The 26,189-nt window shown below is 65.9% G+C and carries 17 protein-coding genes; 9 read left to right on the forward strand and 8 right to left on the reverse strand.

The genetic code is table 11. From position 1 onward, the window contains the following. Positions 1-10: 10 nt before the first annotated feature. Positions 11-1,537: an OmpA family protein gene (locus tag EKL94_RS11665; protein ID WP_126929226.1), complete on the reverse strand. Its 1,527-nt coding sequence runs from the start codon at positions 1,535-1,537 to the stop codon at positions 11-13. A gap of 150 nt (positions 1,538-1,687) precedes the next feature. On the opposite strand from EKL94_RS11665, the gene EKL94_RS11670 reads away from it, so the two are divergent. Both EKL94_RS11670 and EKL94_RS11675 read left to right on the forward strand, forming a co-directional pair. Then, positions 1,688-4,066, forward strand: a complete 2,379-nt coding sequence (locus tag EKL94_RS11670) for a TonB-dependent receptor domain-containing protein (RefSeq protein WP_126929227.1) — start codon at positions 1,688-1,690, stop codon at positions 4,064-4,066. Between the two features lie 8 nt (positions 4,067-4,074). After that, positions 4,075-6,183, forward strand: coding sequence for a phosphocholine-specific phospholipase C (locus EKL94_RS11675; protein ID WP_126929228.1), 2,109 nt, complete (start codon positions 4,075-4,077; stop codon positions 6,181-6,183). Positions 6,184-6,240: 57 nt separating this feature from the next. Here the strand turns inward: EKL94_RS11675 and EKL94_RS11680 are convergent, their stop codons facing one another. From EKL94_RS11680 to EKL94_RS11695, 4 genes are all read right to left on the reverse strand, one after another. Continuing rightward, complete coding sequence (locus EKL94_RS11680; RefSeq protein WP_126929229.1) at positions 6,241-7,836, reverse strand: alkaline phosphatase D family protein; 1,596 nt, start codon at positions 7,834-7,836, stop codon at positions 6,241-6,243. Positions 7,837-7,846: 10 nt separating this feature from the next. After that, the gene (locus EKL94_RS11685) at positions 7,847-10,780 is read right to left on the reverse strand and encodes a TonB-dependent receptor (protein ID WP_126929230.1); all 2,934 of its coding nucleotides are present in this window, start codon (positions 10,778-10,780) and stop codon (positions 7,847-7,849) included. 141 nt (positions 10,781-10,921) lie between these two features. Then, a complete protein-coding gene (locus tag EKL94_RS11690) occupies positions 10,922-11,944 on the reverse strand; it encodes a FecR family protein (protein ID WP_126929231.1) in 1,023 nt (340 codons plus the stop codon). Then, positions 11,941-12,456, reverse strand: a complete 516-nt coding sequence (locus EKL94_RS11695) for an RNA polymerase sigma factor (RefSeq protein WP_072166673.1) — start codon at positions 12,454-12,456, stop codon at positions 11,941-11,943. Before EKL94_RS11695 ends, EKL94_RS11690 begins: the two co-directional genes overlap by 4 nt. Before the next feature lie 38 nt (positions 12,457-12,494). Between EKL94_RS11695 and EKL94_RS11700 the strand changes: the two genes are divergently transcribed. Beyond that, positions 12,495-12,893, forward strand: a complete 399-nt coding sequence (locus tag EKL94_RS11700) for a hypothetical protein (RefSeq protein WP_043035001.1) — start codon at positions 12,495-12,497, stop codon at positions 12,891-12,893. Between the two features lie 245 nt (positions 12,894-13,138). Further along, positions 13,139-15,811, forward strand: coding sequence for a pyruvate dehydrogenase (acetyl-transferring), homodimeric type (gene aceE, locus EKL94_RS11705; protein ID WP_126929232.1), 2,673 nt, complete (start codon positions 13,139-13,141; stop codon positions 15,809-15,811). A 57-nt stretch (positions 15,812-15,868) separates the two neighbouring features. On the opposite strand, the gene EKL94_RS11710 is transcribed toward aceE, so the two are convergent. Continuing rightward, positions 15,869-16,351, reverse strand: coding sequence for a LuxR family transcriptional regulator (locus EKL94_RS11710; RefSeq protein ID WP_126929233.1), 483 nt, complete (start codon positions 16,349-16,351; stop codon positions 15,869-15,871). A 190-nt stretch (positions 16,352-16,541) separates the two neighbouring features. Here EKL94_RS11710 and EKL94_RS11715 point away from each other — a divergent pair, with 190 nt between their 5' ends. From EKL94_RS11715 to EKL94_RS11730, 4 genes are all read left to right on the forward strand, one after another. Continuing rightward, the gene (locus tag EKL94_RS11715; protein WP_126929234.1) at positions 16,542-17,771 is read left to right on the forward strand and encodes an MFS transporter; all 1,230 of its coding nucleotides are present in this window, start codon (positions 16,542-16,544) and stop codon (positions 17,769-17,771) included. After that, on the forward strand, positions 17,768-18,925 hold the full coding sequence (locus EKL94_RS11720) for an ROK family protein (protein WP_126929235.1): 1,158 nt from the start codon (positions 17,768-17,770) through the stop codon (positions 18,923-18,925). Before EKL94_RS11715 ends, EKL94_RS11720 begins: the two co-directional genes overlap by 4 nt. 86 nt (positions 18,926-19,011) lie before the next feature. Next, positions 19,012-21,507: a TonB-dependent receptor gene (locus EKL94_RS11725; protein ID WP_126929236.1), complete on the forward strand. Its 2,496-nt coding sequence runs from the start codon at positions 19,012-19,014 to the stop codon at positions 21,505-21,507. Beyond that, the gene (locus EKL94_RS11730; RefSeq protein WP_126929237.1) at positions 21,507-22,613 is read left to right on the forward strand and encodes a YdcF family protein; all 1,107 of its coding nucleotides are present in this window, start codon (positions 21,507-21,509) and stop codon (positions 22,611-22,613) included. Before EKL94_RS11725 ends, EKL94_RS11730 begins: the two co-directional genes overlap by 1 nt. A gap of 17 nt (positions 22,614-22,630) precedes the next feature. Here EKL94_RS11730 and fauA read toward each other — a convergent pair whose 3' ends face one another. After that, positions 22,631-24,802 (reverse strand): TonB-dependent alcaligin siderophore receptor FauA, encoded by a 2,172-nt coding sequence (gene fauA / locus EKL94_RS11735; protein WP_126929238.1) that lies wholly within the window; start codon positions 24,800-24,802, stop codon positions 22,631-22,633. Between the two features lie 111 nt (positions 24,803-24,913). Then, positions 24,914-25,849 (reverse strand): helix-turn-helix transcriptional regulator, encoded by a 936-nt coding sequence (locus EKL94_RS11740; protein WP_126929239.1) that lies wholly within the window; start codon positions 25,847-25,849, stop codon positions 24,914-24,916. Between the two features lie 139 nt (positions 25,850-25,988). Between EKL94_RS11740 and EKL94_RS22545 the strand changes: the two genes are divergently transcribed. Next, positions 25,989-26,189 (forward strand): hypothetical protein (locus EKL94_RS22545; RefSeq protein ID WP_221767983.1); only part of this gene is annotated, 201 nt, incomplete at its 3' end.

Genomic DNA, 26,189 nt, shown 5'->3' on the forward strand with positions numbered 1-26,189 from the left:
ACCCCGTGGGTCAGCGCTTGACCAGCTCGACCCGCCGGTTGCGTGCCTTGCCTTCTTCGCTGCCGTTGTCAGCCACCGGCCTGTCGGCGCCGAATCCGGCCGCCTGCAGGCGGTCGGCGGCGATGCCCTTTGCGGTGAGCGCGGCCACCACCGAGGCCGCGCGATCCTCCGACAGGCTGCGGTTGCGTGCCGCGGCACCGCTGTTGTCGGTGTGACCTTCGATCGACAGTTTCAGCGAGGGATCGGCACGCAGCAGGTCCAGCACCTGCGCCAGCTGTGGCTCGGACGTCGGCAGGATCTGCGCCTTGTCGGTGGCGAAGTTGACCTGGATCGCCACGCGGCCATCGCTGTCCAGCTTCTTCTTCAGCGCATCGGCCGGCAGCAGCGCCGCGGTCTGGGTGAAGCCCTTGCGCTCGGCCACCACCCAGCCCGCGCTGAGGTATTCCAGGCGCGCGTGCACCCACACCTGGCGACCATCAGCCAGATCGACGCGGTAGACCACGGTGTCGTAGTTGTCCCAGCTGTAGCTGGCCGCGTTGCCGTAGGACGACTGCACCTGCTTCGGCACGCCCTCGGCCGCCTCGTGCGGAATGCGCCCCTCGAACACCTTGGTGCCGTTGACCTGGGCCATCATCGCCTGCAGGTTGCGACGTACTTCATGCATCGAGTACTCGCGCTCGCCCTTGTCGAAATCGGCAGCGAAGGTGCGGCCTTCGACCTGTTCGAAGTGATCACCGGTCCAGAACGGGAAGGCATCGAAATCCCGCTGCTGGGACGTGTTGCGGTCCTGGTATCCGGCCGGCAGGGACAGGTGCGGGAAGCTGTCCGACCACTGTGCGGTGGCCTTGAACGGCACTTCGTCCACGACCACCAGTCCAGCGCCATTGCTGTCCACTGCCAGCTGCACCCACACGGTGCGGTTGGCCTGGCGCAGCACGTACACCGTGGTGGGTGCCTCCTGCTCACCGTTCACCGCATCGATGAAACCACCTCCGATCTCGCCTTCCAGCTGCGGGCCGTAGTAGATGTCGCGCAGCAGCGCGCCTTCGAAGACCTTGCGGCCACCGGCGGCGGTGATCACGCCGTCGAAGTTGCGCTGTACTTCCAGTGCGGAAAACGCTTTGTCCGGTGCGCCATCGCCGTCGGTCACGATACGTGCCGACCAGCTCGGGCCTTCCACCCAATGCACACCGTTGCCCATCCGGAACGGGAAGCGCGCCCAGGCGCGTGGGTGGGCGTTCTGCGACGCATAGCCCTGCGGCAGGCTGAAGAACGGCAGTTTGCCCAGCGGGGCGTCGCTCAGCGGCACGCTGGCTGGGTCGAAGGGCACCAGCGGCACAGCCTTGCCCTCACGGTCGGTGAGTGCGGCGCCATCGGCGGCGGCTGTTGAACCGGCTGGGGCGGCGGCCGCTGCTGCGGCCTCGTCTGCCGTGGCTGGCGCAGGCGGTGCCACTCCTCCATCCGAGGGCGTCCGGTTGCATCCTGCCAGCAGCACCAGGGCTGCACCGCCCAGCCAGATCTTCGATCGCTTCTGCATCGCCACCACCTCAGGTCCATTGAAGCGCCGAGCATACCCGAAGGCCGTGACCGCCCACACGGTGCCATCGTTCCTGCGCCGGCACGTCATGCCGATGTCATTGGCGCTGCCGACACTCCGGGGTTTCCTCCCTCTGAAGGTCCGGTTTCGATGCGAACGATTGCGTGTTTTCCCCGTGTCTCGCTGCTGGCTCTGGTGATCGCCCCCGCCCTGGACGCCCTCGCAGAAGCACCGCAGGGCGATACGGGCGAAGCGCGCAGCAGCGATGCGCGTACCCTCGACCAGGTACAGGTGATCGGCCAGGCCACCAGCTATGCGAAGACTTCGGTGCGTGCGGAAACACTGAATCGGCAGACGGTGATGAGCAGCGTCAACGACGCGCTCAACGAGGTACCTGGCGTGGTGGTCAGCGAGGCCGATGCCACCGGCTCGTCGGTGTGGGGCACGCAGATCAGCATGCGCGGTTTCGTCACCAACCGTGATACCCAGCAGATCGGCACCACCATCGACGGTCTGCCCAATGGCGGCTCAGGCTATGGCGGCGGCTCGCTGGCCAACCGCTACATCGACACCCTGGACCTGGAAACGGTGGAAGTCAGCCAGGGCACTGCCGATATCTCCTCGCGCTCGAACGAGGCCCTCGGCGGCACCCTGAACTTCCTCACCAGCGATCCGCTGCAGGACAGCCGCCTGCGTTTCGTGGTCGGCGCCGGCGACAACGAGGCGCGCAAGTACTACGTGCGCTACGACACCGGCCTGCTCGGCGGCCACACCCGCGCCTGGGTCAGTGCCTCGTCGGCGCGCGTGCATGACTGGATCGATGGCAGCGGCAAGACCAGCAACGACCACATCGCCGGCAAGTTCATCACCGAACTGGACCGTTGGACCCTGACCGGCTACCTGTCCTACAACGATGCCGACGAGCCGGAATACACCAGCGTCTCACCGAAGGGCTTTGCCACCAATCCGGATCGCGACAACCTGGTCGGCACCCTCACCGGCATTCCGTATCTTGACCAGAACTACCGTTCCGGCTCGCGTGCGCTGCGCGAGAACACCTTCGGTTACCTGCGTGCGGCCTTTGACGGCGGCAACGGGTTCAAGGCCTCGGTGGCCGCCTACGGGCACCGCATGGAAGGTCGTGGCGACTGGCTGCCACCCTACCTGGCACAGGTCAGCGATGAGGGTGCGGGCCGCCCCGAATCGGAATATCTCGGTGGCAAAACCGTGTACGGCGGCAGCAACCGTGGCCAGATCTTCTTCGTCAATCCCGATGGCAGCGCCGCGCAGCGTCTGGCCAGCTGCAACCCGCGCCTGGGCTTCACCGCCGAATATGATCCGAACTGCTACGCGGGCAACGTGCTGGGCGCGCAGTCCTACCGCCACACCCACTACGACAACGACCGCATGGGCGTGACCGCCGACGTCGAATGGCGGCAGACCTTCGGTGCGATCGACAACACCATCCGTGGTGGCCTGTGGGTGGAGAAGCTGGACCGTTCGGCACGCCGTGACTGGCACCGCCTGCTCAACGTCGGCCAGGACATCGCCTTCGACCATCAGCCGTACTGGGTGCAGTTCGAGGACAAGTACAAGGTTGACGAGCAGATGTACTACGTCGAGGACGTGGCCCGCTTCGGGCCGTTCAGTGCCCGCCTGGGCGTGAAGCAGTTCTTCGTCGACCAGTCGCGCCGGCGCGTGATCGGCGCCAGCGAGCACGTCAAATCCGATTCCAGGTCCGATCCACTGCTGTCCACCGGCTTCACCTGGGCACCGGGCGTGGAAGGCATGGAGCTGTTCGCCGGCTTCTCGCAGAATTTCGCCGCCATTCCTTCCGGCGTACTTGGCGAGACCGATCCGCAGCGCTTCCGCAATGTCGAACCGGAGACCGCCGACAACATTGAAGTGGGCATGCGCATCAGCCGCTGGCCACTGACCGCCTCGGTCACGCTTTACAACATCAAGTTCGACAACCGCATCGTCTACCTGCCGGCCGGTTTCGTCAGCGGCATCGACTACCTGGGCGAGACCGATGGTGTCTACGAGAACTTCGGTGGCGTGGAAAGCAACGGCCTGGAAGCCGCGTTCGGCTACGGCTGGGACAACGGCTGGCGGCTCAACGCCGCCTATACCTACAACCGCTCCAAGTACCTGGGCAGTGGCGATGCCGCACGCGATACGCAGCTCGGCATCGTCGACGGTGCCAAGGTGATCGGCCAACCCGAACAGACCCTGGTGCTGTCGGCCGACTGGCAGGGCGAGAACTGGAACTTCGGCCTGTCCGGCCGCTACCTGGGCACCCGCTACCTCGACGCCGCCAACGTCAACAAGCTGCCCTCGGCCACCGTGTTCAATGCCAACATCGGCTTCGACCTGCAGGGGCTGTCGCCGCGCCTGAAGGGCATGGGTGCCAACCTGGTGGTGAGCAACCTCACCGACAAGCGGTATCTTGCAGGGGTGGACGGCCGCGACAACGCCTTCATCGGCGCCCCGCGCACTGTCGGCATCTCCTTCCGTGTGGACCTGTGAGTGAGCCCGTGACTGATATCGGCCGACGCCGGTTGTTGCAGGCCGGCGTTGCCGCCGGCCTTTCCCCGCTGCTGCCCAGCATCGCCCGGGCCGCAGCGATCGCCCCCGCCGCGCAGACGCGCAGCCTCGAAGACCTGCAGCACATCGTGGTGTTCATGCAGGAGAATCGCTCGTTCGACCACTACTTCGGCACGCTGCCGGGTGTACGTGGTTTCGGCGACCGCTTCGTAGCCCCGGCCGCCGCGCTGCAGGCCGGTGGCCGCGCGCGCAGCCTGTGGCTGCAGCCCGATGCCAGCGGCACGCGCGCGATCGCACCGTTCCCGCTGGATACCGCCGCGCACTTCGGCTACATGCGGGTGGAGGGCACGCCGCATACCTGGCCGGACGCCCAGCGTGCCTGGGACCATGGGCGCATGGGGCACTGGCCGAAGGCCAAGCAGAACCACTCGATGGGTTACTTCCAGCGCAGCGACCTGCCGTTCCAGTTCGCGCTGGCCGATGCCTTCACCCTCTGCGACGCCTACCACTGCGCGATGCAGGCAGGCACCAACCCGAACCGGGTGTTCCTGTGGACCGGCCACAATGATGCACACGCGCGTGCTGGCGGCCCGGTGATCGCCAACTCGCACGACAACTTCCCCGAACAGGGCGGGCACCCAGCGTCGTACCGCTGGACCAGCTATGTCGAGCGCCTGCAGAACGCCGGCGTGTCCTGGCAGATCTACCAGGACATGGCCGACAACTTCACTGACAATCCGCTGGCCGGCTTCGAGGCCTTCCGCCAGGCCCATCGCGCTGCACCGGGGCATGACCCGCAGCTGCGCGCACGCGGGGTCAGCACGCGTGGCCTGGCGCAGCTGCGCCAGGACGTGACCGGTGGGCGCCTGCCGCAGGTCAGCTTCATCATCGCCGACGCGGCTGGCAGCGAGCATCCCGGCCCGTCCAGCCCGGCCCAGGGCGCGGCCTATACCGCACGCGTGCTGGACGCGCTGACCGCCGATCCAGAGGTGTGGAGCCGCACCGCCCTGCTGCTGATGTTCGACGAGAACGACGGCTTCTTCGACCACATGCCACCGCCGGCTCCTCCTTCACCAGTGGGCACTGGCTGGGCGGGTGCGTCTTCGGCCAGCACCGAGGGCGAGTACCACCGCCATCCGGCACCGGGAGACGAGAAGTACGATGCCGCCGAGCTGCGCGGCCGCCCGTATGGACTGGGTCCGCGTGTGCCGCTGTACGTGATCTCGCCGTGGAGCCGCGGTGGCTGGGTCGATTCGCAGGTGTACGACCACACCTCGGTCATACGGCTGATCGAACGCCGCTTCGGTGTGGCGGCACCGGACATCTCGCCGTGGCGCCGCGCGGTCTGCGGTGACCTGAGCAACGCCTTCGACTTCGCCCAGCGCGATACCCGTCCTTTCGTGCACGGCCTGCCCGACGTGAGCGCGGTAGCCGCGCGTGCCGCCGCCCTGCCAGGACGCACCGTGCCCGCGTTGCCGGACGGACTGAAGCCAGCGAAGCAGGAAAGCGGCGTACGCCCGGCGCGTGCCCTGCCCTATCGGCCGCAGGCATCGATTGCTGCGGTCGACGCCTCCGGCGTAGATCTGGCGCTGGCCTGCGAAGGTGCGGCGGCGGTGCTGCATGTCTACGACCGGCTGCGGCTGGATGCGGTGCCACGCCGCTACACGCTGCTGCCGGGCATGCCGCTGCGCGAGCGCTGGCCGCTCGATGCCCAGGGCCGCTATGACTTGTGGCTGCTGGGCCCAAACGGCTTCCACCGTCACTTCCAGGGGGCGGCCAAGGATCCGGCCCTGCAGGCTTCAATTGATCGCACGGATGGCCAACTGCGGCTGCACCTGCGCAACCTGGGTGGCGGCGCGCAGCAAGTGCGTGTGCAGGCGGGCGCCTATGCCGGACACATGCCGGAGCAGACGGTGGCACTGCCGGCGCATGCAGAGACTTCGTTGGCGTGGGATGCAACGCCTACCGCCGGCTGGTATGACCTACAGGTCAGCGCAGGTGAAAATGTCCTGCGCCTTGCCGGCCGTGCCGAGGACGGGCGCCCCGGCACCAGTGACCCGGCGATGGGCAGCGAGCCATTGCGGTTCGAGCACGATTGAGCAACCCAGCCGCTGTAGAGTCGAGCACGGCTCGACTCTGCACAGGGGCTGGGCTGATCAGGCCTCCTGCAGCCCCGGCCGGCCGTGCTCCACCGCATAGCGCTTCCAGCTCTGCACCGCGCCATTCGGCTGCATCACGGTATCCAGCGTCTTCATGTCGCCGATCCACGCATCGCGGGTGACATCGCACAGCACGTAGCCACGCTTGTCGGTGGTCGCCTTCAGATAGGGGCTGTGCGCAAGCTGGTTCCTGGCATACGCGTCCACACCCTGGCCATCGGCGCCGGAGGTGATGGACGTGGCGAGGAACTCGCTGGAGACCACACCCGAGTCACGGTGGTCCTGCACCAGATCGCTGGCATAGTGGCGATGCGCGTCGCCGCAGGCGGTCACCACGTTGCCGAAGCCCACCTTCTGGATGTGGTCAAGCAGGCGCCGGCGGCTGTCCAGATAGCCCGACCACTGGTCGTCGGACGACTGCACCACGCCGTCCTTCTCGCGCATGTAGTTGCCTAGCGCCACTTGGTGGGCGACGGTATGCCAGCGCGGTGCGGCATCGGCCAGGCCGTCGAACAGCCAGCGCTCCTGCTTCGCCCCCACAATGCTGCGCTCCGGCGATTCCACCTCCTCACGCAGCGCCATGTTCACCTGCTTGCTGCGGTACTGGCGGGTGTCGAGCAGGTGCAGATCCATCAGCGTGCCGTAGCGTGCACGTCGGTACATCTGCATGTGGCCATCGCGCGGGAATGCCGAACGTCGCAGCGGCATGTTCTCGTAGTAAGCCTGGAACGCCTGTGCGCGGCGCAGCAGGAACACTTCGCTGGGCGTATCGTCCTGATCTTCGGCACCGGCCCAGTTGTTGTCCACTTCATGGTCGTCAAAGGTGACGAACCACGGTGCCGCCGCATGCGCGGCCTGCAGGTCGGCATCGCTCTTGTACTGGGCGTAGCGGCGGCGGTAATCATCCAGCGTGTAGATCTGCGGGCCGACGTGGTTGCGCAGGTTGGTGAACGGCTGGCCGTTCATCTTCCGCAGGCCCGGCTGGCTTTCGCCTTCGTAGATGTAATCGCCATAGTGGAAGACGAAATCGAGCGGTTCCTCGGCGATGCGCCGCCACGCGGTGTAGTGGCCTTCTTCGTAGTGCTGGCAACCGGCCACCGCAAAGCGCACGCGATCCACCGCGGCCGTGGCTGCGGGCAGCGTGCGGGTGCAACCAACCGCACTGGCCTGGCCGCCTACCGTGAAGCGGTACCAGTAGGGCCGTCCGGGCACCAATCCGTCCAGCTCCACGTGCACGGCGTGGCCGAGCTCGGGATGCGCCATCGCCGACCCCTGGCGTACCACCTTGCGCATGCCTTCGTCCGCTGCCAGCTGCCAATCGACCAGCATCGGCCGGGTCGGCATGCCACCGCCGAACGCCAGCGGTTCGGTCACCAGGCGCGTCCACAGCACCATGCCATCGGCCGAGGGATCGCCCGAGGCCACGCCCAGGGTGAAGGGTGTGCTGGCAAAGCGCGGCTTGGCCAGCAGGTTGCGCGGGTTCAGCGCGGTGGCATCGGCCTGCGCGGCCAGCGCGTGTGCCGTGCCCATCCAGGCACCGGCAGCGGACAGGCCGGCCAGGGCCAGGAATCGCCTGCGATTGATCGTCTCCACGGCTGTGCCCTCAGTTGTAGATGATGTGGAAGTAGAAGAAGCGGCCGTAGTCGTCGATCTCGGTACGGAAGCGCCCGTTCGGGCCGGTGCTGTAGGTCGGCTGGGTGTTGAACAGGTTCTTGGCCTCGTACTTCAGCGTCACGTGCTTGCTGACCTTGTGGCTGAAGCCCATGTTGAAGGTCATGTACGGGTCGTAGTACGAATCCAGCCACTGGGTATCGCCGAAGTCGACCAGCATCCGGCTGCGGTAGGTGCCGGACAGGCGCAGCTGCGCGCTCTTCCACGGCATGCGCCAGATCACCGAACCATTGAGCGACCAGTCCGGCTGGTACAGCAGGCGGTCCAGGCGGCGCTCGGTGCCATCACTGATGCGGTAGTTGGTCTGGCCTTCCAGCCGCGTGGCGTTGAAGTACATGTCGAAACGCTGGCGGCCCCATTGCAGGTTGCGGTTGGCCACCGCGAACTCGACGCCGCGCAGCTTGGACTCATCAGTGTTCATCGGCTGGGTCACCCGGTAGCGGGTATCACCCACGTTCTCGAAGGTGGTCAGGGTGTAGATGTCGTCCTTGATCACCTTGTCGAACAGCGCCACCGAGACCAGGCCGTTGTTGCCGTTGAAATACAGGTCCCACGCCAGGTCGATGTTGGTGGAACGGCGTGGCTGCAGGTCGGCATTGCCCTGCTTGATGGTGCAGAAGCCCCTGCCCTCCTCGTCATCGCCACAGCTGGTGCTGGTGGCCTGGGCGATGTTGCTCGGCGTCGGCCGGCCCAGCGTGCGGCTGGCGGAGAAGCGCAGGCGCTGGTCCTCGCTCAGCTTGAACGTCGCATTCAACGAAGGCAGCAGGTTGTTGTAGCCACCACTCGTATTGCGGAAGTCGGAGGTATAGGTAGTGCCGCCATCATCACTGAACGGGCTGTAGGCATCGAAGCGGGTGTGGTCGTAGCGCAGGCCGCCGATCAGCAGCAGCCGGTCCCAGGCGTAGTGCGCGGATACATAGGCATTGGTGATGTCCTCCACGTACTTGTAGTCGCTGGTGAAGTTGGCATTCGGATACGCCGCATTGTTGCTGCCCAGTTTCGGCAGCAGTTCCTCGTTCCACTTGCGGTTGTCGATCAGCGGGAAGCCCGGCACGCTGCCCAGCAGTGTCGAACCCGGATACAGGTAATCGTTGAGCGTGGCACTGCTCTTGAAGTAGTCGAAGTCGATGTCCTGCCAGATCTTCAGGTGGCGGTATTCGGCACCGGCGGCCAGGCCGAAGCCGCGCGCATCGGCGTCGATGTTGTAGCTGAAGTCGGCGCGCAGGTTGTCGATGCTCTCCTTGGCATCGCGCGGGGAGACATAGGCCTGCGCGGGGTTGAGCTTGAACGCCGAGCTGGTCAGCAGGCTGGAATCGGAAACCGCCACCGCGTTGGGGAACCCGTGGCTGTCGTTCTCGTAGTCGACGAACAGATCGCTTGGGTAGGCGCGCACACCCCAGTAGACCTGGTTGTTGTGGAAGGTCTCTTCGGTATGGCCGCCACGCAGGGTCAGCCGCGAACGGTCGCCCATGTCCCAGTTGAAGCTGGCGATGGCGCCACGGTTGCTGCGGTCCCAGCGGTCGTGGCGGTTCTTGATGTAGATGCTGTTGATCTGGGTGGTGCCGCTGTCCTCGGTCTGGTTGCGGATCGGAAACTTGGCGTTGCCGTACAGATCGGTCTTGTTCATCGTCGAGTTCTCGTAGAACCGGTACGAGTACAGCAGCAGCGATGCGTAGAACGGATCATCCGAGGGCTTCCACTCAAGCTTGGCGGAGCCACCGAAGTTGGTGATGAAGTTGGTATAGGTGCCGGTGCTGAAGTTGCCAGGCGCACGCAGCCCGTTCCAGCCCTTGGCCTCGTCCGGCCCCGTGGTACCGTCGGTGAGGTATTTGCCAGCGTCGTTGTAGTAGTAGTTCGACTCCACCCAGCGCTTGACGCTGTTGCGCGAACGCTGCTCATAGCGTGCCACCGCAACGATGCCGAACTCCTGGTCGGCGCCGAACTGGTTGGAGAACACCATCTTGGCGCTCTTGCCGAAGTGGCCCAGGGTCTCGTGGTTGCCGCCTGCGCTGCGCTCGACGTTGGTCTCGGCGGTGGAATAGATGCCTGCCACATCGGCAAACACGTACTTGCCGGACCGGTCGAAGGCACTGCGGCTGATGATGTCGATCACGCCGCCGATCGCATCCGGTGCCTGCTCCGCACTGAAGCTCTTGTAGATGTCGGTACGGGTGCCGATGTCGCTGGGAATCAGCTGCAGGTTGTTCATGCGCTCACCGGAGCCACTGCCTCCCACACTGGCAATCGCGATGCCATCGATGGTGGTGTAGTTGAGGTTGGCCTGTACGCCGCGCACGGTCACGTAACGTGGCTCACCGGCATCCTCCACCGCGCTCAGGCCTGGAGCGGCCATCAGGCTCTCGGCCAGGGTCTCGTCGCCATAGCTGTCCATCTCGTCGTACACCACCGAATCCTTGATCACCGGCGACGACTTCTTCTGGTCGATGACCTCATGTGCGGCAATCACCTTCACCGTGTCCAGGGTCGGCGCCACCACCGCCTCGGCCTCGCGCGGCTTCGGCGCGGCCGGCTTCGGCGCGTTGCTTACGGGTGCCGGATCGATGGCGATGACATTGCCATCGACCACGGTGTAACCCAGGCCGGTCCCTGCCAGCAGCGCGTCCAGCGCCTGCCTGACGGTGGCACCGCGCGGCACCGCACCGGCCATGCGGGCATCACCGCCGGCCGAGTACAGGAACTGCACCCCGGAACTGCGCGACAACTGCTCCAGCGCACGCGCCAACGGCTGCGCCGCGATCGGCGTGGATACGCGCGCCTCCAGGCCATCGGCACCGGCGGCGAAGGCCAGCGGCACGCTGCAGGGAGACAGGGCGAGGATGATCGACAGGTAGAGCGTGTTGCGCATCACGGGTCCTTGGAAGAGAGAAGGCAGCAGGCGCCGCTGCGTGGCTCGGCAGCGGCTTCTCCCAAGTAAGAGCCCGCATCCACCGAAGTAGAGAACGCGGATTCGATGAATTTTTTCTGACAGTCAACGGCCACGTCGGCCTCAGCGACTGCCAACCCGCACGGTGTCGCCTTCGCGCCTCACCACGAAACGCGGGTCGCGTTCGAGGAAGGCCTGCAGCGCACCGATACGATGCGCATCGAGACTGCCCGACAACCGTGCCGATGCCGCGCCTTCGTCCAGCACGCGCACCTGCACCTGGTTGTGCCGGTTGAAGGCAGCGGCCACCTCGTCCAGCCGCTCATCCAGGAAGGACACCTTGCGCTGCTGCCAATCCAGCAGCATCGACAATGGCAGGTCCAATGACTCGACCACATGGCTGCGCGCGTCGACCTGCACCACCCGGCCTTCGCCCAGTTGCGCAAGACGCCGGGCGTCCGCACCCTGGCTCCATACCTCCACCTCGCCGGAGACCACGCCGATGCGCGTGCTCTGCAGCCGTCGCGATACATCGAATACCGTGCCGATGTCCCGGATCTCCAGGCCGTTCACCTGCACCTCGAACGGACGGCGGTCGCGGGCGATGTCGAATGTGGCCTCACCCTGCAGCAGCTCCACCTTGCGGCTGAACCAACCCATGCGTACCCGCAGGCGGCTGTCCGCGTTGAGCCGCACCTGGGTCTGGTCGGGCAGCACCAGGTCGCGAAGTTCACCCTGTCCGGCACTGTAAAGCTGCTTGGTGGGCATCACCTGCGGAACCAGGCCCACGCCGAGCAGGGCGATACAGGCTGCGGCAGCCGCCACCCACCAGCGCGCACGGCCGCGACGCGGCACAGCGCGCGGCGGCGCGTGCACGCTACCGAACAGCGGCACCACCTTGGCAGCGACCTGCCGCGGTGGAACCGCCGCCTCGTCAGCCAACGGCGATTGCAGCGCCTCACCCACCTGCCGGTGCAACGCGAGGGCGCGCATGTAGGCGCGCACATGCTCCGGCGAGCGCTTCATCCAGTCCAGGAACGCGAGGCGCCCGGCCTCATCCAACGCCCCCTCGCGATTGCGCAGGAACCAGTCCATGGCCTCGCAGGCGATCGTGTCGTCGGCCACGGGCAATGAATTCCGGTTCATGTGAGCTCCCTGGCGCCCAGCGCCTTCCTGCAGGCCTCCAGACCCTTGCCGATATGCTTGCGCACCATGTGCACCGACACCTGCAGCTGCTGGCTGATTCCCGGGCAGTCCAGCCCGTCGCGGTAGTGCAGCTCCATCACCCGCCGCGTGGTCGCCGGCAGTCGTGCGATGGTGCTGCGGATATCATTCCAGCGCTGCGCACGCTCGAATTCACCTTCGATGTCTTCTTCGCTTTTCAGCACTTCGGCCAGCAGGTCGACGTCTTCCAGCGGCGGCAGCGACGACCGCGCGCGCGCATGCTCGCGCGCCAGGTTGGCCGCCACGGTGAACAGGTAGGCTTCCGGGTTCTCGACCGCATCGGCATCTTCGCCGGTGCTGCGCAGCAGGCGCAGATAGACCTCCTGCGCCAGGTCTTCGGCATCCTCGCTGGCCGAACCGCGACGCAGGAAGAAGCCACGCAGCAGCCGGCGCCGCAGTTCGTAGCTCTTCTCCCAGATCCTCACGCTGTTCACGGCCGGCCAACCACCCCGAGGCTGGAAAGCCCCGCAGGGTGACCGCCATCGATGACAGTGGCGTTTCAACGACCGGCAGGCAGCCGCTAGAATGCGGCCCCTGCAATGTCCCGGCAGCCCGCACAAGGAGTGCTCCCATCAACGCACGCACCGCCATCAACACCCTCAGCAGCCTGCTGTTCCTGCTGCTGGTCGCCCACACCACCGCCTATCAGCAGCAGATGTGGCCGCCCAGCCGGGTCATCCATGTGCATCCGGTGATCGTCGTCCTCGCCTATGCGCTAGGTGTGCTCACGCTGCTGCTGTGGATCGGCGGCCGTCGTGCACCGGAACCCGCCCAACGCCTGGCGCGCTGGTTGCCCATCGTCGCCTGGTGCCTGCTGGGTGTCGGCGTGGCGATCATCCCGGTGTTCCTGCCTGGGCTGTCCCCGGCCTGATCAGCGGCCGCGCCCAGCGCATCGGCCCATGATACGGCGCGCGGCACCAACCCTTGCTTGCCAGAGACCCAAGCCCCGCCCGCCTACCGAAGCGTGGGGGGCAGGCCTACGCTTGTCTTCTCGGTGGCCGCCACGGTCGCCCTTCGCGTCACGGCCCCCGCCGTTGCGACCCCGCTCCAGTGCTGTGCGCCCTGCCGGTGTTGTCGCCCAGGCAGAAGTCCGACCGGCGCCCTCTGGAGACAGCCATGAACCAAGCCCTCATTCCCTTCGATACCGATCCACTGGAAACCCAGGAGTGGCGTGAATCGCTGGAGGCGGTGATGCAGGCCGGCGGCCGGCCACGCGCGCACTACCTGATCGACCAGCTGAGCGATCTGGACGCCCAGCAGCACGGCGACCTGCATACCCGTGCCTGGACCGCCTACGTCAACACCATCCCGCCCGAGCGCCAGCCGGCCTACCCGGGTGACCTGGCCATCGAGCGCCGCCTGAACGCGATGATCCGCTGGAACGCGATGGTGATGGTGCTGCGTGCCGGCAAGCATTCCAACGTCGGTGGCCACATCGCGACCTATCAGTCGGCAGCGGTGATGTACGACGTGGGCTTCGACCACTTCTTCCGTGGCCGCACCGACACCTTCGACGGCGACATGATCTACATCCAGGGCCATTCGGCGCCGGGCATCTATGGCCGCGCATACGTGGAAGGCCGCATCGATCCGGCACGGATGGACAACTTCCGCCGCGAAGCCGGCCGCGAAGGCCTGTCCTCGTATCCGCACCCGCGCCTGATGCCGGAGTTCTGGCAGTTCCCCACCGTGTCGATGGGGCTGGGCCCGCTGACCGCCGCCTACCAGGCGCGCTATATGCGTTACCTGGAGTACCGCGGCCTGAAAGAACACCAGGGCCGCAAGGTCTGGGCCTTCCTCGGCGACGGCGAGATGGATCAACCCGAATCGCTGGCGGCAATTTCCCTGGCCGGCCGCGAGCGGCTGGACAACATCGTGTTCGTGGTCAACTGCAACCTGCAGCGCCTGGACGGTCCGGTACGCGGCAACGCCAAGGTCATCCAGGAACTGGAAGGCACCTTCCACGCGGCTGGCTGGAACGTGATCAAGCTGATCTGGGGCAGTGGCTGGGACGACCTGCTGGCCCGCGACCACAGCGGCCTGCTGCGCCAGCGCATGATGGAATGCGTGGATGGCGACTACCAGACCTTCAAGTCGCAGAGCGGCGCCTACGTGCGCGAGCATTTCTTCGGCCGCTACCCCGAGCTGCTGGAGCTGGTCGCGCACATGAGCGACGACGACATCTGGGCGCTGGCACGTGGTGGCCATGATCCGCAGAAGGTGTATGCCGCCTACCAGCAGGCGGTGAACACCAGCGGCCGGCCGACGGTGATCCTGGCCAAGACGGTCAAGGGTTTCGGCATGGGCGAAGCCGGCGAAGGCCAGAACATCAACCACCAGCTGAAGAAGATGAGCGCCGATGCCGTGCGCGCCTTCCGCGACCGCTTCAACCTGCCGGTCAGCGACGACCAGCTGGAGGAGATGCCCTATCTGCGCCCGGAACCGGGCAGCGCCGAAGCGGCCTACTTCGCCGAGCGCCGCCGCATCCAGGGTGGGCAGCTGCCGGCGCGCCTGGCCAAGGTCGATCCGCTGCCGCTGCCGCCGCTGTCCATCTTCAACACCCAGCTGCAGGGCAGCGGCGATCGTGGCCAGTCCACCACCATGGGCTTCGTGCGCATCCTCACCAGCCTGCTGAAGGACCCGGAACTGGGCAAGCTGGTGATTCCGATCGTGCCCGATGAATCGCGCACCTTCGGCATGGAAGGCCTGTTCCGCCAGATCGGCATCCACTCCTACCTGGGCCAGCTGTACACCCCGCAGGACGCCGGCCAGCTGAGCTATTACAAGGAAGCCAAGGACGGCCAGATCCTGCAGGAAGGCATCAATGAATCCGGTGCGATCTGTTCGTGGATCGCCGCCGGCACCGCCTACAGCAACCACGGCCTGGCGACGATTCCGTTCTACATCTTCTATTCGATGTTCGGCCTGCAGCGCGTCGGTGACCTGGCCTGGGCCGCTGCCGATGCGCGTACCCGCGGCTTCCTGCTCGGTGCCACGTCGGGCCGCACCACGCTGATGGGCGAAGGCCTGCAGCACGATGACGGCCACAGCCACGTGCTGTCGTCGGTGATTCCCAGCTGCGTGTCCTACGACCCGACCTACAACTACGAGCTGGCGGTGATCATCCATGACGGCCTGCGCCGCATGTACGTCGAGCAGGAAGACATCTACTACTACATCACCGTGCTCAACGAAAACTACCCGCAGCCGGCACTGCCGGAGGGCGTGGAAGCGGGGATCCTGAAGGGTCTGTATCTGCTGCATCCAGCAGCCGCCGATGCTGCCTCGCAGCCTCGCGTGCAGCTGATGGGCAGCGGCTCGATCCTGCGCGAAGTGGAAGCCGCGGCAGTACTGCTGCAGCAGGACTTCGGCATCGCCAGCGATGTCTGGAGCGCCACCAGCCTGACCGAACTGCGCCGCGACGGCCTGGCCGCCGAGCGCTGGAACCTGCTGCACCCGGCCGAGGAACCGCGCGTGCCGTACGTGCAGCAGCGCCTGCAGGGCCACGAAGGCCCCGTGGTGGTGGCCACCGACTACATGAAGATCGTCGGCGACCAGATCCGTCCCTTCATCAACGACCGTCGCTTCACCGCACTCGGCACCGATGGCTTCGGCCGTTCCGACACGCGTGAGTCGCTGCGCACGTTCTTCGAAGTGGATCGCCACTTCATCGTGCTGGCAGCCCTGAAGTCGCTGGCCGACGACGGTCGCTTCGAACGCTCGCGGATGCAGGAGGCCATCGACAAGTACGGCATCGACACCGGCAAGCGCGACCCGGCCGCGGTGTAAGACTGCCGATGCCATGCCCACGGATTTCTCCCCGTGGGCATGGCGCAGGCGGCGCCGCTACGGTATCCGCTTGAACAGGTTGGTCTGCAGGATCGGTGTACCGTCGTGACCGTAGAACGCCTTGGTCTCGGTCATCGTCGTGCGATCGGCCGCCACGGTATAGATGCGGGTGGAGGCCGGCGTACCGTGGTCCACCAGCTGCATCACCAGGGTGTTCGGCGCCGGCAGTTTCAGGTTGGCCTTGTCCGCGCCATAGGTGCCGGACAAGGGCCCCGGCGTACCGTCGAGCGCCAACGTGCCGTCGGATTTCATGGTCTTGCCATCGTGCAGGACGATGTCCACGTGTGAACTCCAACGCCCCGCACCGGCATCCTTGAACTCGAGCACCACGTGCTTCGGGCGCTGCGCTTCGGGTAGCGCAGACGTGGCGATATCCAGCGACCAGCGCCCCAGCAGCGGTGAGGGCGAAGCTTCCACTGCCAGCGCCGGAACGGCGGGTAGCGAAAGCGCAGACAACAACACAGCGGACAACAGCTTCATACGTTGCTCCGTTCCAGTGAAGAAGGCGCTGCGTGACGCGTGATGGGGCAGCAGGGCGAATGCTGCGCGCCTGCGGCAGGCGGTGCAAGCCACTCGCTGAATGCCCGGCCACGCGCCATGTCAGGACCATGTCACACAGGGGTAGTAGAACGATCCAGCATCTCCGGCTCTTCTTCCCCAGTACACGGCGTTGAACGCGCAGCCCTCGCCGCGGCACCTCTATGCCGCCGGCCACTTTGCCCGCACCCTGGTCTGGTCGTTCGTGGATCTGGTGCTGGGCTACTACCTGCACGCCCGGCTGGGGCTGTCGGCGGCCCACACCGGCCAGCTGCTGGCCATTTCATTGGCCTACAGCAGCCTGCTCGATCTGCTGCTGGCCGCCGTATTCAGCCGCCTGCGCAACCAGCAGCGCCTCGCCCTGCGCCTGCAGCTCATCGGCGGGCTCGGCACGGCCGCCAGCGCCTGTCTGCTGTTCAGCCCGGGCAACGCAGCCGAGACCGCCTTCCTGCCATTGCTGGTCGCATCGTTGCTGTTCCGTAGCTGCTATGCGGTCTACGACGTGGCGCAGAATGCGTTGACTTCATTGCTGCCTCGTGACGAGGACGAGGCCATGCGCTATGTCTCCACGCGCGCCGTGGTGGTACCCATTTCCAAGCTGTGCGTCGCCTCGGCGCTGTTCGGCGTGGTCGGTGCGCCTGCGTCCCAGGGTAGTGGCGACGCGTTGCTGATCTGCATGATCATGGGCGTGCTGATCGCGGCCGCTGCGCTTCCCCTGGCCTGCGTCGCAACGCGCCCACGACCCTCCGCAACCAGGACGTCCGGTGCTGTTGCCCTGCCCCTGCCTGCGCTGCTGCCGATTCTGCTGGCCGCAGCGGCAGAGACGGCGCTGGTAGGCCTGGCCGGGCGTCTGTTCCCCTTCGCCGAACACGGGGCAGCACTGACCTTCGCGATGGTAGCAGGCATGGTAGTTGCCCCCTGGCTCTGCCTGCGCCTGCGTTCAAGGCTGCACAGCGAGACCGGGATGCTCGCGCTGATGTCGGTGCTGGCCGTCGCCGCCGTTGGCGTGTACCTGGTCATCCCCTCCACGCCTGTCGCGATTGCATGTGCCGCCATTCACGGGACGGCAGTGGCCAGCGTCGGCCTGGTCCTGTGGCGACGCACCGCGCTGATCGCCCATCGCCATGCCGTCCATAGCGGACGCGACGATGACCTCAGCTGTTTTGCACTGCTCACCGGAACCATGAAGCTATCCATCGCGGCCTCTTCCTTGCTGCTGGGCGAAGTGTTGCCCGGTATACAGGCGGGCGATCCGGGCACCGCGGCCACCCTGGTCTCGCTGGTCGCCATCGGCAGCCTGCTTTCGCTGGCCGCATTGGCCTGGCCCATCCCGCCAGCACGCACCGAGGACCTGCGCCCGTGAACCTGGCCCCGACATCGCGGCTGCGCCGCAAGCCGCTGATCGCACTGGAGGCTGACCACAAGCGCATCATCTGGCTGTTGCGCACGATGGGCGCGGTTCCCCGCATCACCATCGCCCACCAGCTGGGCATGCACAACGGCGCGTTGACCCGCCTGGCGCGGGAACTGCTGATGCTGGAAGTGATCGAGGAACAGGGACAGCTGTCCGATGGCCAGCGTGGCCGTCCGTCGGTGCCACTGGCGCTGTCCGGTCGGGGCGGCTATGCCGCCGGTGCCACGGTGCATCCGGGTTGGCTGGAGATCGCACTGGTGGATTTCGCCGGCCAGGTCATCGCCCGTGATGCCACCGCGTTCGACAGCGCGGATCCACGCGATTTCGTGCATGCCGTGGACCAGCGCCTGCGCAGCCTCACCAGCCGCACCGGGCTCATGCGCGCCCGTTTCCTCGGCCTCGGCGTGGCGGTCCCCGGGCCCGTGGTCGAAACCGGTCCGGCACGCCGGCATGCGGTGGACTGGCTGCATGGCTGGCGCGATATCGACAACGACCAGTTCTTCGAAGACTACTTCGGCTTCCCGGTCTGGGTGGAGAACGATGCAACCCTGGCGGCGTTGGCGGAGTACTACGACAGCGGGCTGATCCGCGACTGCGCCTCGGCGCTGCTGCTGTATGTCGGCCACGGCGTGGGTGGCGGCGTGATCCATCGGCGTGATGTGATGCGTGGTGAATTTGGCAATGCCGGCGACATCGGTCGCTTGTTCCGCATGGACGCACCGCGCCCCTCGGGCATCGACCTGCTGGCCACGTTGCGCGAGGCCGGCGCCGGAATTCCTTCGCTGTTCGAGCTGGAGGCCTGCCTGGACACCCATGCCGGCATCATCAGCGCCTGGGCCGAACGCGCGGGCAACCAGCTGGGCGCAGCGGCCAATACCGGCGTGGCCTGGCTCGATCCCGGCGCAGTGATCCTGTCCGGTTCACTGCCCCGCCAGGTACTGGAAGCCCTGGGGCAACACCTGCAGCAGCCAGCACGCTGGAGCAGTGCGCTGGACAGCCTGCGCCTGCCGCAGGTGCATGTGTCAAGGCTGGGAGGATCCGCGGTCTCGGTGGGCGCAGCGCTGCTGCCGATCCACCAGCTGGGCGCCGATGCCAGCGCTTAATTGTTTATTTCCGCCGAAGTAAACAATTCCGTCATCGCCCGGACCTACCGTGCAGCGGTCCCCCTTCCCTGCATGGCCGCCCTCCGATGAACATCAGCCCCCTGGTCCTGGGAATCTCCCTGGCCTTGATATCCCTGCACGGCAACGTTTCTGCGCAGGACGCCCCCGTCCCGAACAAGGACAGCAACGACGCCGCGACGCTGGATGCGGTGGTGGTCACCGGTGCGGCACGCACCCAGCGCCGTTTCGATGCGTCCTTCGCGGTCAATTCACTCAGCCGCGAAGACGTGCAGAAGCTCGCACCGAAAAGCTACGCCGACCTGCTCGGGTCCGTGCCCGGCATCCATGTCGAGGCCACCGGCGGCGAGGTGCAGAACATCACCCGGCTGCGCGGCATTCCCACCGATCGTGGCTTCATCGCCTTCCAGCAGGACGGCCTGCCGCTCTACCAGGAGCTGGATGGCCACTTCTTCAATTCCGGCGACGGCATGAACCGGTTCGACGTGATGAACCAGCGGGTGGAGATCGTACGTGGTGGCCCGGCACCGATCTATGCGAGCAGTGGCGGCGCCATCGTCAACAACATCCTGGCCGAGGGCTCCGAAGAGACTCACGGCAAGGCCCAGCTGACCGTCGGTGACACCGGGCTGTACCGCGGCGAGATGTACCAGTCCGGCGCCCTCGGCAAGGACACCTTCTATGCAGTCGGTGGATTCCTGCGCCAGCACGATGGTTACCGCGACAACGGCTTCCCGAACGACAAGGGCGGGCAGATCAGGGGCAACATCAAGCACTACTTCGACGACACCAGCTGGTTCAAGGTCAGCGGTACCTTCGTCGATGACCACAATACGTTCTACCTGCCGATCCCGGTCGCCGATCCGCGCAATCCCAGCGTTCCGCTGGACCCGTACATCGACTACTTCGACGGTACGCTGAACTCGCCGTCGCTGCGCAGCGTGAACCTGAAGTACCTCGATGGCGGCGGCGTCCTGCAGGGCATGAACCGCGACCTGGCCGATGGCCGGCACATGCGCTTCGGCAACATCGGCTTCCAGTACGAGAATACCGCCAGCGACTGGACGATCTCGCTGAAAACCGGCTACACCAAGGGTCGCAACACCTTCGACGCACTGTACTCGACCACCAACCCGGTCGACGCACGCACCTTTGCCAACGGCTATCTGGGCGCGGCCCGTTCCGTCTTCGGTGCCGGCGTCGCACGAATGGGCTACGCCCTGGCCGGCAGCAACGGAACGAGTGCCTACGATCCCTATGCCGACTCCGGCCTGGTGATCTCGGCCCAGTACCGGGCCGCAGATTCGGACTTCTACTCCGGCCAGGCGGACTTCAGTGCGACGCGGTTGTTTGAAACGGCCTGGGGCAGCCACGATCTGAACATCGGCGCATATACGGCCTTCTTCGGCACCACGGCCTTCAGCCTGTACCAGGACATGCTGATGGAGATGCGCGGCAAGCCACGCCTGCTGGATCTGGTGGCCTACGGCAACGATGGCACCCCGCTGGGCTATGTGACCGACAAAGGCACGCTGCGTTACACAACTACCTTGAATCGCGGCAAGGTCGATGCCCGCATGTTCGCGGTGTATGCCAATGACACGTGGGCACTGACGGACCGCTTCAAGCTCGACGCTGGTATCCGCCATGAACGCTATCGCTATGAAGGCTACGCAGAGCAGACCGCCCAGGTCGACCTCGGCGACCGCAACACACTGGCCGACAACACCACGCGCCGGTTCACCGGCGTCGTCCAGAACCATCGCCTGGATCCGTCCGCGACCAACTGGACCGTGGGTGCGAACTTCGATTTCACCCCTTCGGTGGGTGCTTACGCCCGCGTCTCGCACATGGAGATCGTTCCCAACTCGTCAGTGGCACGCTCGATCGATCCCACCATCGTGCAGACCCAGCTGGACCAGTACGAGCTTGGCCTGAAGGCCGGATTCGGCCGGTCCTACCTGTACCTGACGGCGTTCTACACGAAGTTCGATCCGCTCAACGCCTCGTTCGTGGCCTTCAACCCGACAACCGGCCGCAATGACCAGTCGGTTCCGTTCATCGGTACCGCCGTCTCCAAGGGCATCGAACTGGATGGACTGTTCCGGCCGCTGGACTGGTTCAGCATCGCCGGCTCGATCACGGTCAGCGATCCGCAGTACGACAGCCTGCAGAACGATTCCGGCGCCGACCCGGCTGCCGTCAACGGCAAGCAGATCGTTCGTGAGCCCAAGCTCTACGGCAACCTCCGCCCGACCTTCAGCTTCCAGCATGGCCAGGACCAGTTCGAGACCTGGCTGCGTTATGACGTGGTCGGCAAATCCTATGTTGATCTGTTCAACCAGACAGCGCTGCCTGCCTACCAGACCCTGGGCCTCGGCGTTTCATGGAAGCGCGGCAACTGGGGCGCACAGTTGGTAGGTGACAACCTCACCAATGAAAAGGGACTCACCGAAGGCAACACCCGCACCGATGCCCTGGCCGGACAGGGTTCGGCCGAGGCAATCTATGGACGGCCGCTGTTCGGCCGCAACGTCCGCCTGATGGTCAGCAGGAGCTGGTGATGCATCGACGACTTACCTTGTCCCTTGCCCTGCTCTCCACGGCAGCGCTGCCGCTTGCGGCGGCGGCCGACGACCGCGACAGCGCCGCGCTTGCCGCACGCTTGTTCCCGACCCTCATGCAGTTGAAGCCCGATACGCTGCCCGGTGATGCGCGCGCCCTCCTGGCTGAACGCACGCAGCAGCTGGCCCGCTGCCGGACCGCCACCTGCACGCTCGCGTCCGCACGCTGGACGCCCGCGCAGGCAGGCCTGCTGACCGCCGCGACTCCCGCGCACGCCGAGGCCATCGAACGGGAGCTGGCGGGCCTCAACAACATTCTCTCCGTCTATGGCCAGGGCCAGCCGCCCCGCTACGATGCCATCGACGGCCCGGTCGGCACAGCGGGCAGCACGCGACTGGCCGGCGACGTCGCCATTGCCATGCAGATGAGCGAGGTGGACGCCAGCGCGGCCTACACCGCCTTCGATCGCAGCATCGCGGTGGCGGTAAGCCTGCTCGATGCCAATGACCGCCTCGATGCGATCCGTTTCGAGCCCATCAGCGCGGGGATGAACGCCGCGCCGTTTGCGCGTGCGCGGCAGCTCGATTGGAATGCGCATCCATACACCGCGATCATCGTGCTGGGCCAGGGACCGGATGAACTGACCACCCCGCTCAGCGCCGGCAGCAAGCTGCGCCTGAAGGCGGCCGCGCAGCGCTACGCGGCAGGTGATGCGCCCTTCCTCATCGTCTCCGGTGGTGCGGTACATCCGCGCGGCACCCGCAGCGTCGAAGCGGCGCAGATGCGCGAAGCGCTGATGGCACGCTTCGGCATTCCCGCAGATGCGATCATCATCGAGCCGTATGCCCGCCACACCACCACCAACCTGCGCAATGCAGCCCGGTTGCTGGCGGCCCTGCAGGCACCGCCGCGGCAACCGGCATTGGTGGTCAGCAGTCCATCGCATATCGACTCGGTCGCCAGCAGCGCCTTCAGCGAGCGCAACCGCCATGAACTGGGTTACGTTCCGGGCAAGGTCGGTTCACGCGTCTCGCCCTACGCGATCCCGTTCGTGCCGGCTCCCGAATCGCTGCGCATCGACCCGATGGATCCGCTGGATCCCTGACCCGCGCGACGGCATCCTCAGTAGCCAACCTTCACCGTGAACATCACGTTTCGCGGTGCGCCGTACCAGCCCTGGTTGTAGAAGCCGATCTGCGAGTAGTAGTGGCGGTCAAACAGGTTGTTGATGTTGACCGCCGCCGACACATTGGAACTGAACTGGTAGCGCGCCATCAGGTTCACCAGTGCGTAGCTGGGCTGCTCCACCGGCACCCGGCGATTTCCGGGCGCGGTGGCGGTCTGGTACATGCGGTTCTGCCAGTCCACGCCACCGCCGATCGTCAGCCGGTCCCAGGTACCCGGCAGCCGCCAGGTAGTGAACAGCTTGAACAGGCTGCGCGGCTTGGCGGTATTGATCGCCCTGCCCTGTGCGTCCTGCGCGATGAAGGTGGTGAAGCTGGTGCCCAGGCTCCAGCCCGGCAGTGGTTCGCCGGCCAGTTCCAGTTCCAGGCCGTCCACGGTTGCGCCCTTCACCGCGCGGTAGGCCGCCTGCGTGCTGCCTTCGACCAGGCCACCGGTGGCCTCGGCGATGTTGTCCTGCTGGGTGCGGAACAGCGCCGCCGACGCATTCAAGCGCTCCTGCAGCCAGCTGCCCTTGAGGCCCAGCTCATAGCTGCGGCCGCTGACCGGGTCGAGGATCTGCCCGGATTCATTGCGGTTGTTCTGCGGCTTGAAGATACCGGTGTAGCTGGCGTAGACGCTGCTGTAGCCGTTGAGGTCCCAGACCACACCGGCATACGGTACGAACTCGTTGCGGTAGCGGTACTTGCGCTTGCTGCCGAAGTAGACCTGGTCGGTCTCCCAGTTGCTCAGGCGGCCACCGACGATCACATGCAACGGATCCGCCAGCGACAGCCGCACCACCGCATAGGCACCGCTCTGCCGGTTGTCCAGATCATCGGCCTGGGTCTTGCTGCTGGCCCACACCGGCTCCGGCGTACCGGGCCCGTGCCAGTCCAGGTAGCTGGCCAACGGTGGCAGCGGCGCCAGCGCGCGGTACTGCCCCAGCGCGATCTCGTCGCGTGAGCGCGACCAGCCGACGGACGCAGTGTGCTGGCGGCCGAACAGCTGGAAGGGACCGGTCAGGCTGACACTGACCGCCTCGCGGCGCACCGGGCCGTCGTAACGAGTGAAGCTGTTGCCATTGGGCATAGCCCCGGTAACCGAATCGGGATAGCCGCCCCGGTAGAGATGCTTCATCTCCATGTCGGTGTGCGAGCGGCTGTAGGACACGCGCGCCTGCCAGTCGTTGCCGAAGCGATGGTTGAAATCGAAGAAGCCATTGCGGGTGTCGGTGGTCATCCGTGCCCACGGCGCGGTGGCCGATACCGAGCGATCGAAGCGGGTACGCGTGCCATCGGCATTGAACAGCGCGAATCCGCTGCCGAAGCCACGATTGTCGTTGGCCTGGTAAGAGATACCGGCGATCAATCCAGTGTCCTCGCCCAGGTCCACGCTGACCACGCCGTAGAGCGTCTTCGCGGTGCTGTCCAGGCCAGCGGTGTAGCTGTCGCCCTCTGCCTGCGCGGCGACCACACGACCACGCACACGCCCTTCCCGGCTCAACGGGCTGGACACATCCACCCAGGCGCGGCGCGCGTCCCAGCTGCCGAGGCTGATGCCGCCACTGGCAGCAAAATCACGCAGCGGGCGCTTGCGCACATAGTTCACCGCAGCCGACGGATTGCCGGCACCGGTCATCAGGCCATTGGCACCGCGCACGATCTCGATGCGGTCGTACACCACCATGTCCAGATTGTTCTCGCCGAAGTTCCATGGCGACAGCACCGGCATCACCACGCCATCGAACTGGTAGTTGTCGATATCGAAGCCGCGTGCCGAGAATGAGTAACGGTTGGCATCACTGCGCGTGACCGAAATGCCCGGAGCGGTGGCCAGCGCATCGGCGGTGCTGAGCAGGCCACGATCCTCGATCTGCTGGCGGGTGATGACGCTGACCGACTGCGGCGTCTGCCGCGAGGTCAGCGACAGCCCCGTCGCCGTGCCCATGGAATCGGTGGTGTAGGAACGCGAGGTTTCGGTGCTGCCATCGAGGTCGGCCGTGACCTGCACGGTGGGCAGCTGCGAGGTCTTCGCAGCGGGGGCGCGCTCGGCGCCGTGGGCAGTATTGAACAGCGCCAGGGTCGTGCCGATGGCGGTTGCCAGGGCGCGCGGGCGGATACAGGCGGGCATGGGAGATCCAGCAGGAGGGAAAGGCTGGATGAGAATTATTGTCATTTGAGCGTGAGCACACGTATGCCCCAACGCAGCAGATGTATGCGCGCTGCCGGCGCTGATCCGGGGTCAGCGCAGCTGGCTGGGCGCGATGCCGTAGCGCGCACGGAATGCGGTCGCGAAATTCGTGGCATGCCGGTAGCCGACCAGATGCGCGGCCTGCTGCACGCTGCAGCCCTGCCTCAGCTGCTCGCAGGCCAGTTGCAGGCGGTGCTCGCGCAGCCAGCCGAACACCGAGCACTGGTACACCTGCTGGAACTTCAGGCGCAGGCTGCTTGGGCTCATGCAGGCCAGGCGCGCCAGATCCTCCAGGCAATGGTCGGCGGCCGGAGCCGCCTGCAGGCAATCCATCACCCGCTGCAGCATGCGGCGGTCACGTGCTGAAACACGCAGGTCCGGCGATGCCTCCCGCGCAGGCGACCCCAGCGCCAGGGCCAGCATCTGCAGGCCGATACTCTCGCACAGCAGTGCATGCATCGCGCCGTGCCAGCTGCCCGACAGCAGCTGGTCGGCGGCGTGCTCGAGGTGCCCAGGCACCTGCCAGCCACGCAACCGCGGATGACCGGTGCGGTGCGCGGTGGACAGCAGCTCACTGATCATCGGGTCGTCAATCCCGTCGGGTGCATCCAACGAGACATTCAGGCTGCGCATCCGCTGCCCTGCGGGATGAATCGCGGTCATCGGTGCTGCCTCGGCCAGCACCATCGCGCCGCCCCCCGGGTTCATGCCGATCACTGCCTGCCCGGCCAATCGCGCTCCTGCGCGTCCCTCCAGCATCACGATCGCCGAGAAGACCGGCGGCGATTCCGAGGTTGCCTCGAACGGCTGATGGGCGATCACGTCCGACAGCGCCAGGGTCATGCCCGGGCGCAGGCGACGCTGCTCCACCCTGCCCTGCACCACGCACTGTTCACCCGACAGATCGGCGGCCGACGCAGGCAGGCGATAGCGGAAGCCGCTGCTGCGGCCCAGGCGATCGAGGTCGGCAAGGGTGAGGTTGAGCATGATGAGGCCAGCGGGGATCGTCCTGCATTTTCATATGAGAACCATTCTCATATCCAGCCCTTGCCGCAAGGCCCATTCCACCCTTGTCGATACAAATAGTGACGTTATAACATTTCACATTGTTTTCACGGATCGTGCCATGCGTCGCCACCTGCTTGCTGCTGCCATTCTGTTCCTGTCTCTTTTACAAATCGCAAATCCAACGAAACGGCCTCCTTTTTCTCATGCCGCCTGTTCCTGGAAAAAAAAACCATATACCTTTGCGATTTTTCGCGCGACAAACAAAAACAAAAGACGACACCGCAGTCAACAATACTATCAATACAACATCCTAAACAAA

The organism is Stenotrophomonas maltophilia (genome assembly GCF_003970865.1).
In the GTDB taxonomy this organism is placed as follows: domain Bacteria; phylum Pseudomonadota; class Gammaproteobacteria; order Xanthomonadales; family Xanthomonadaceae; genus Stenotrophomonas; species Stenotrophomonas maltophilia_AR.

Bases quoted from the DNA above. Each gene is read 5' to 3' on its own strand.
- EKL94_RS11710 (WP_126929233.1), bottom strand. From the start codon at position 16,351: ATGAAGCTGTTGTCCGCTGTGTTGTTGTCTGCGCTTTCGCTACCCGCC.
- fauA (WP_126929238.1), bottom strand. From the start codon at position 24,802: ATGCCCGCCTGTATCCGCCCGCGCGCCCTGGCAACCGCCATCGGCACG.
- EKL94_RS11665 (WP_126929226.1), bottom strand. From the start codon at position 1,537: ATGCAGAAGCGATCGAAGATCTGGCTGGGCGGTGCAGCCCTGGTGCTG.
- EKL94_RS11690 (WP_126929231.1), bottom strand. From the start codon at position 11,944: ATGAACCGGAATTCATTGCCCGTGGCCGACGACACGATCGCCTGCGAG.
- EKL94_RS11725 (WP_126929236.1), top strand. From the start codon at position 19,012: ATGAACATCAGCCCCCTGGTCCTGGGAATCTCCCTGGCCTTGATATCC.
- aceE (WP_126929232.1), top strand. From the start codon at position 13,139: ATGAACCAAGCCCTCATTCCCTTCGATACCGATCCACTGGAAACCCAG.
- EKL94_RS11740 (WP_126929239.1), bottom strand. From the start codon at position 25,849: ATGCTCAACCTCACCCTTGCCGACCTCGATCGCCTGGGCCGCAGCAGC.
- EKL94_RS11685 (WP_126929230.1), bottom strand. From the start codon at position 10,780: ATGCGCAACACGCTCTACCTGTCGATCATCCTCGCCCTGTCTCCCTGC.
- EKL94_RS11670 (WP_126929227.1), top strand. From the start codon at position 1,688: ATGCGAACGATTGCGTGTTTTCCCCGTGTCTCGCTGCTGGCTCTGGTG.
- EKL94_RS11730 (WP_126929237.1), top strand. From the start codon at position 21,507: ATGCATCGACGACTTACCTTGTCCCTTGCCCTGCTCTCCACGGCAGCG.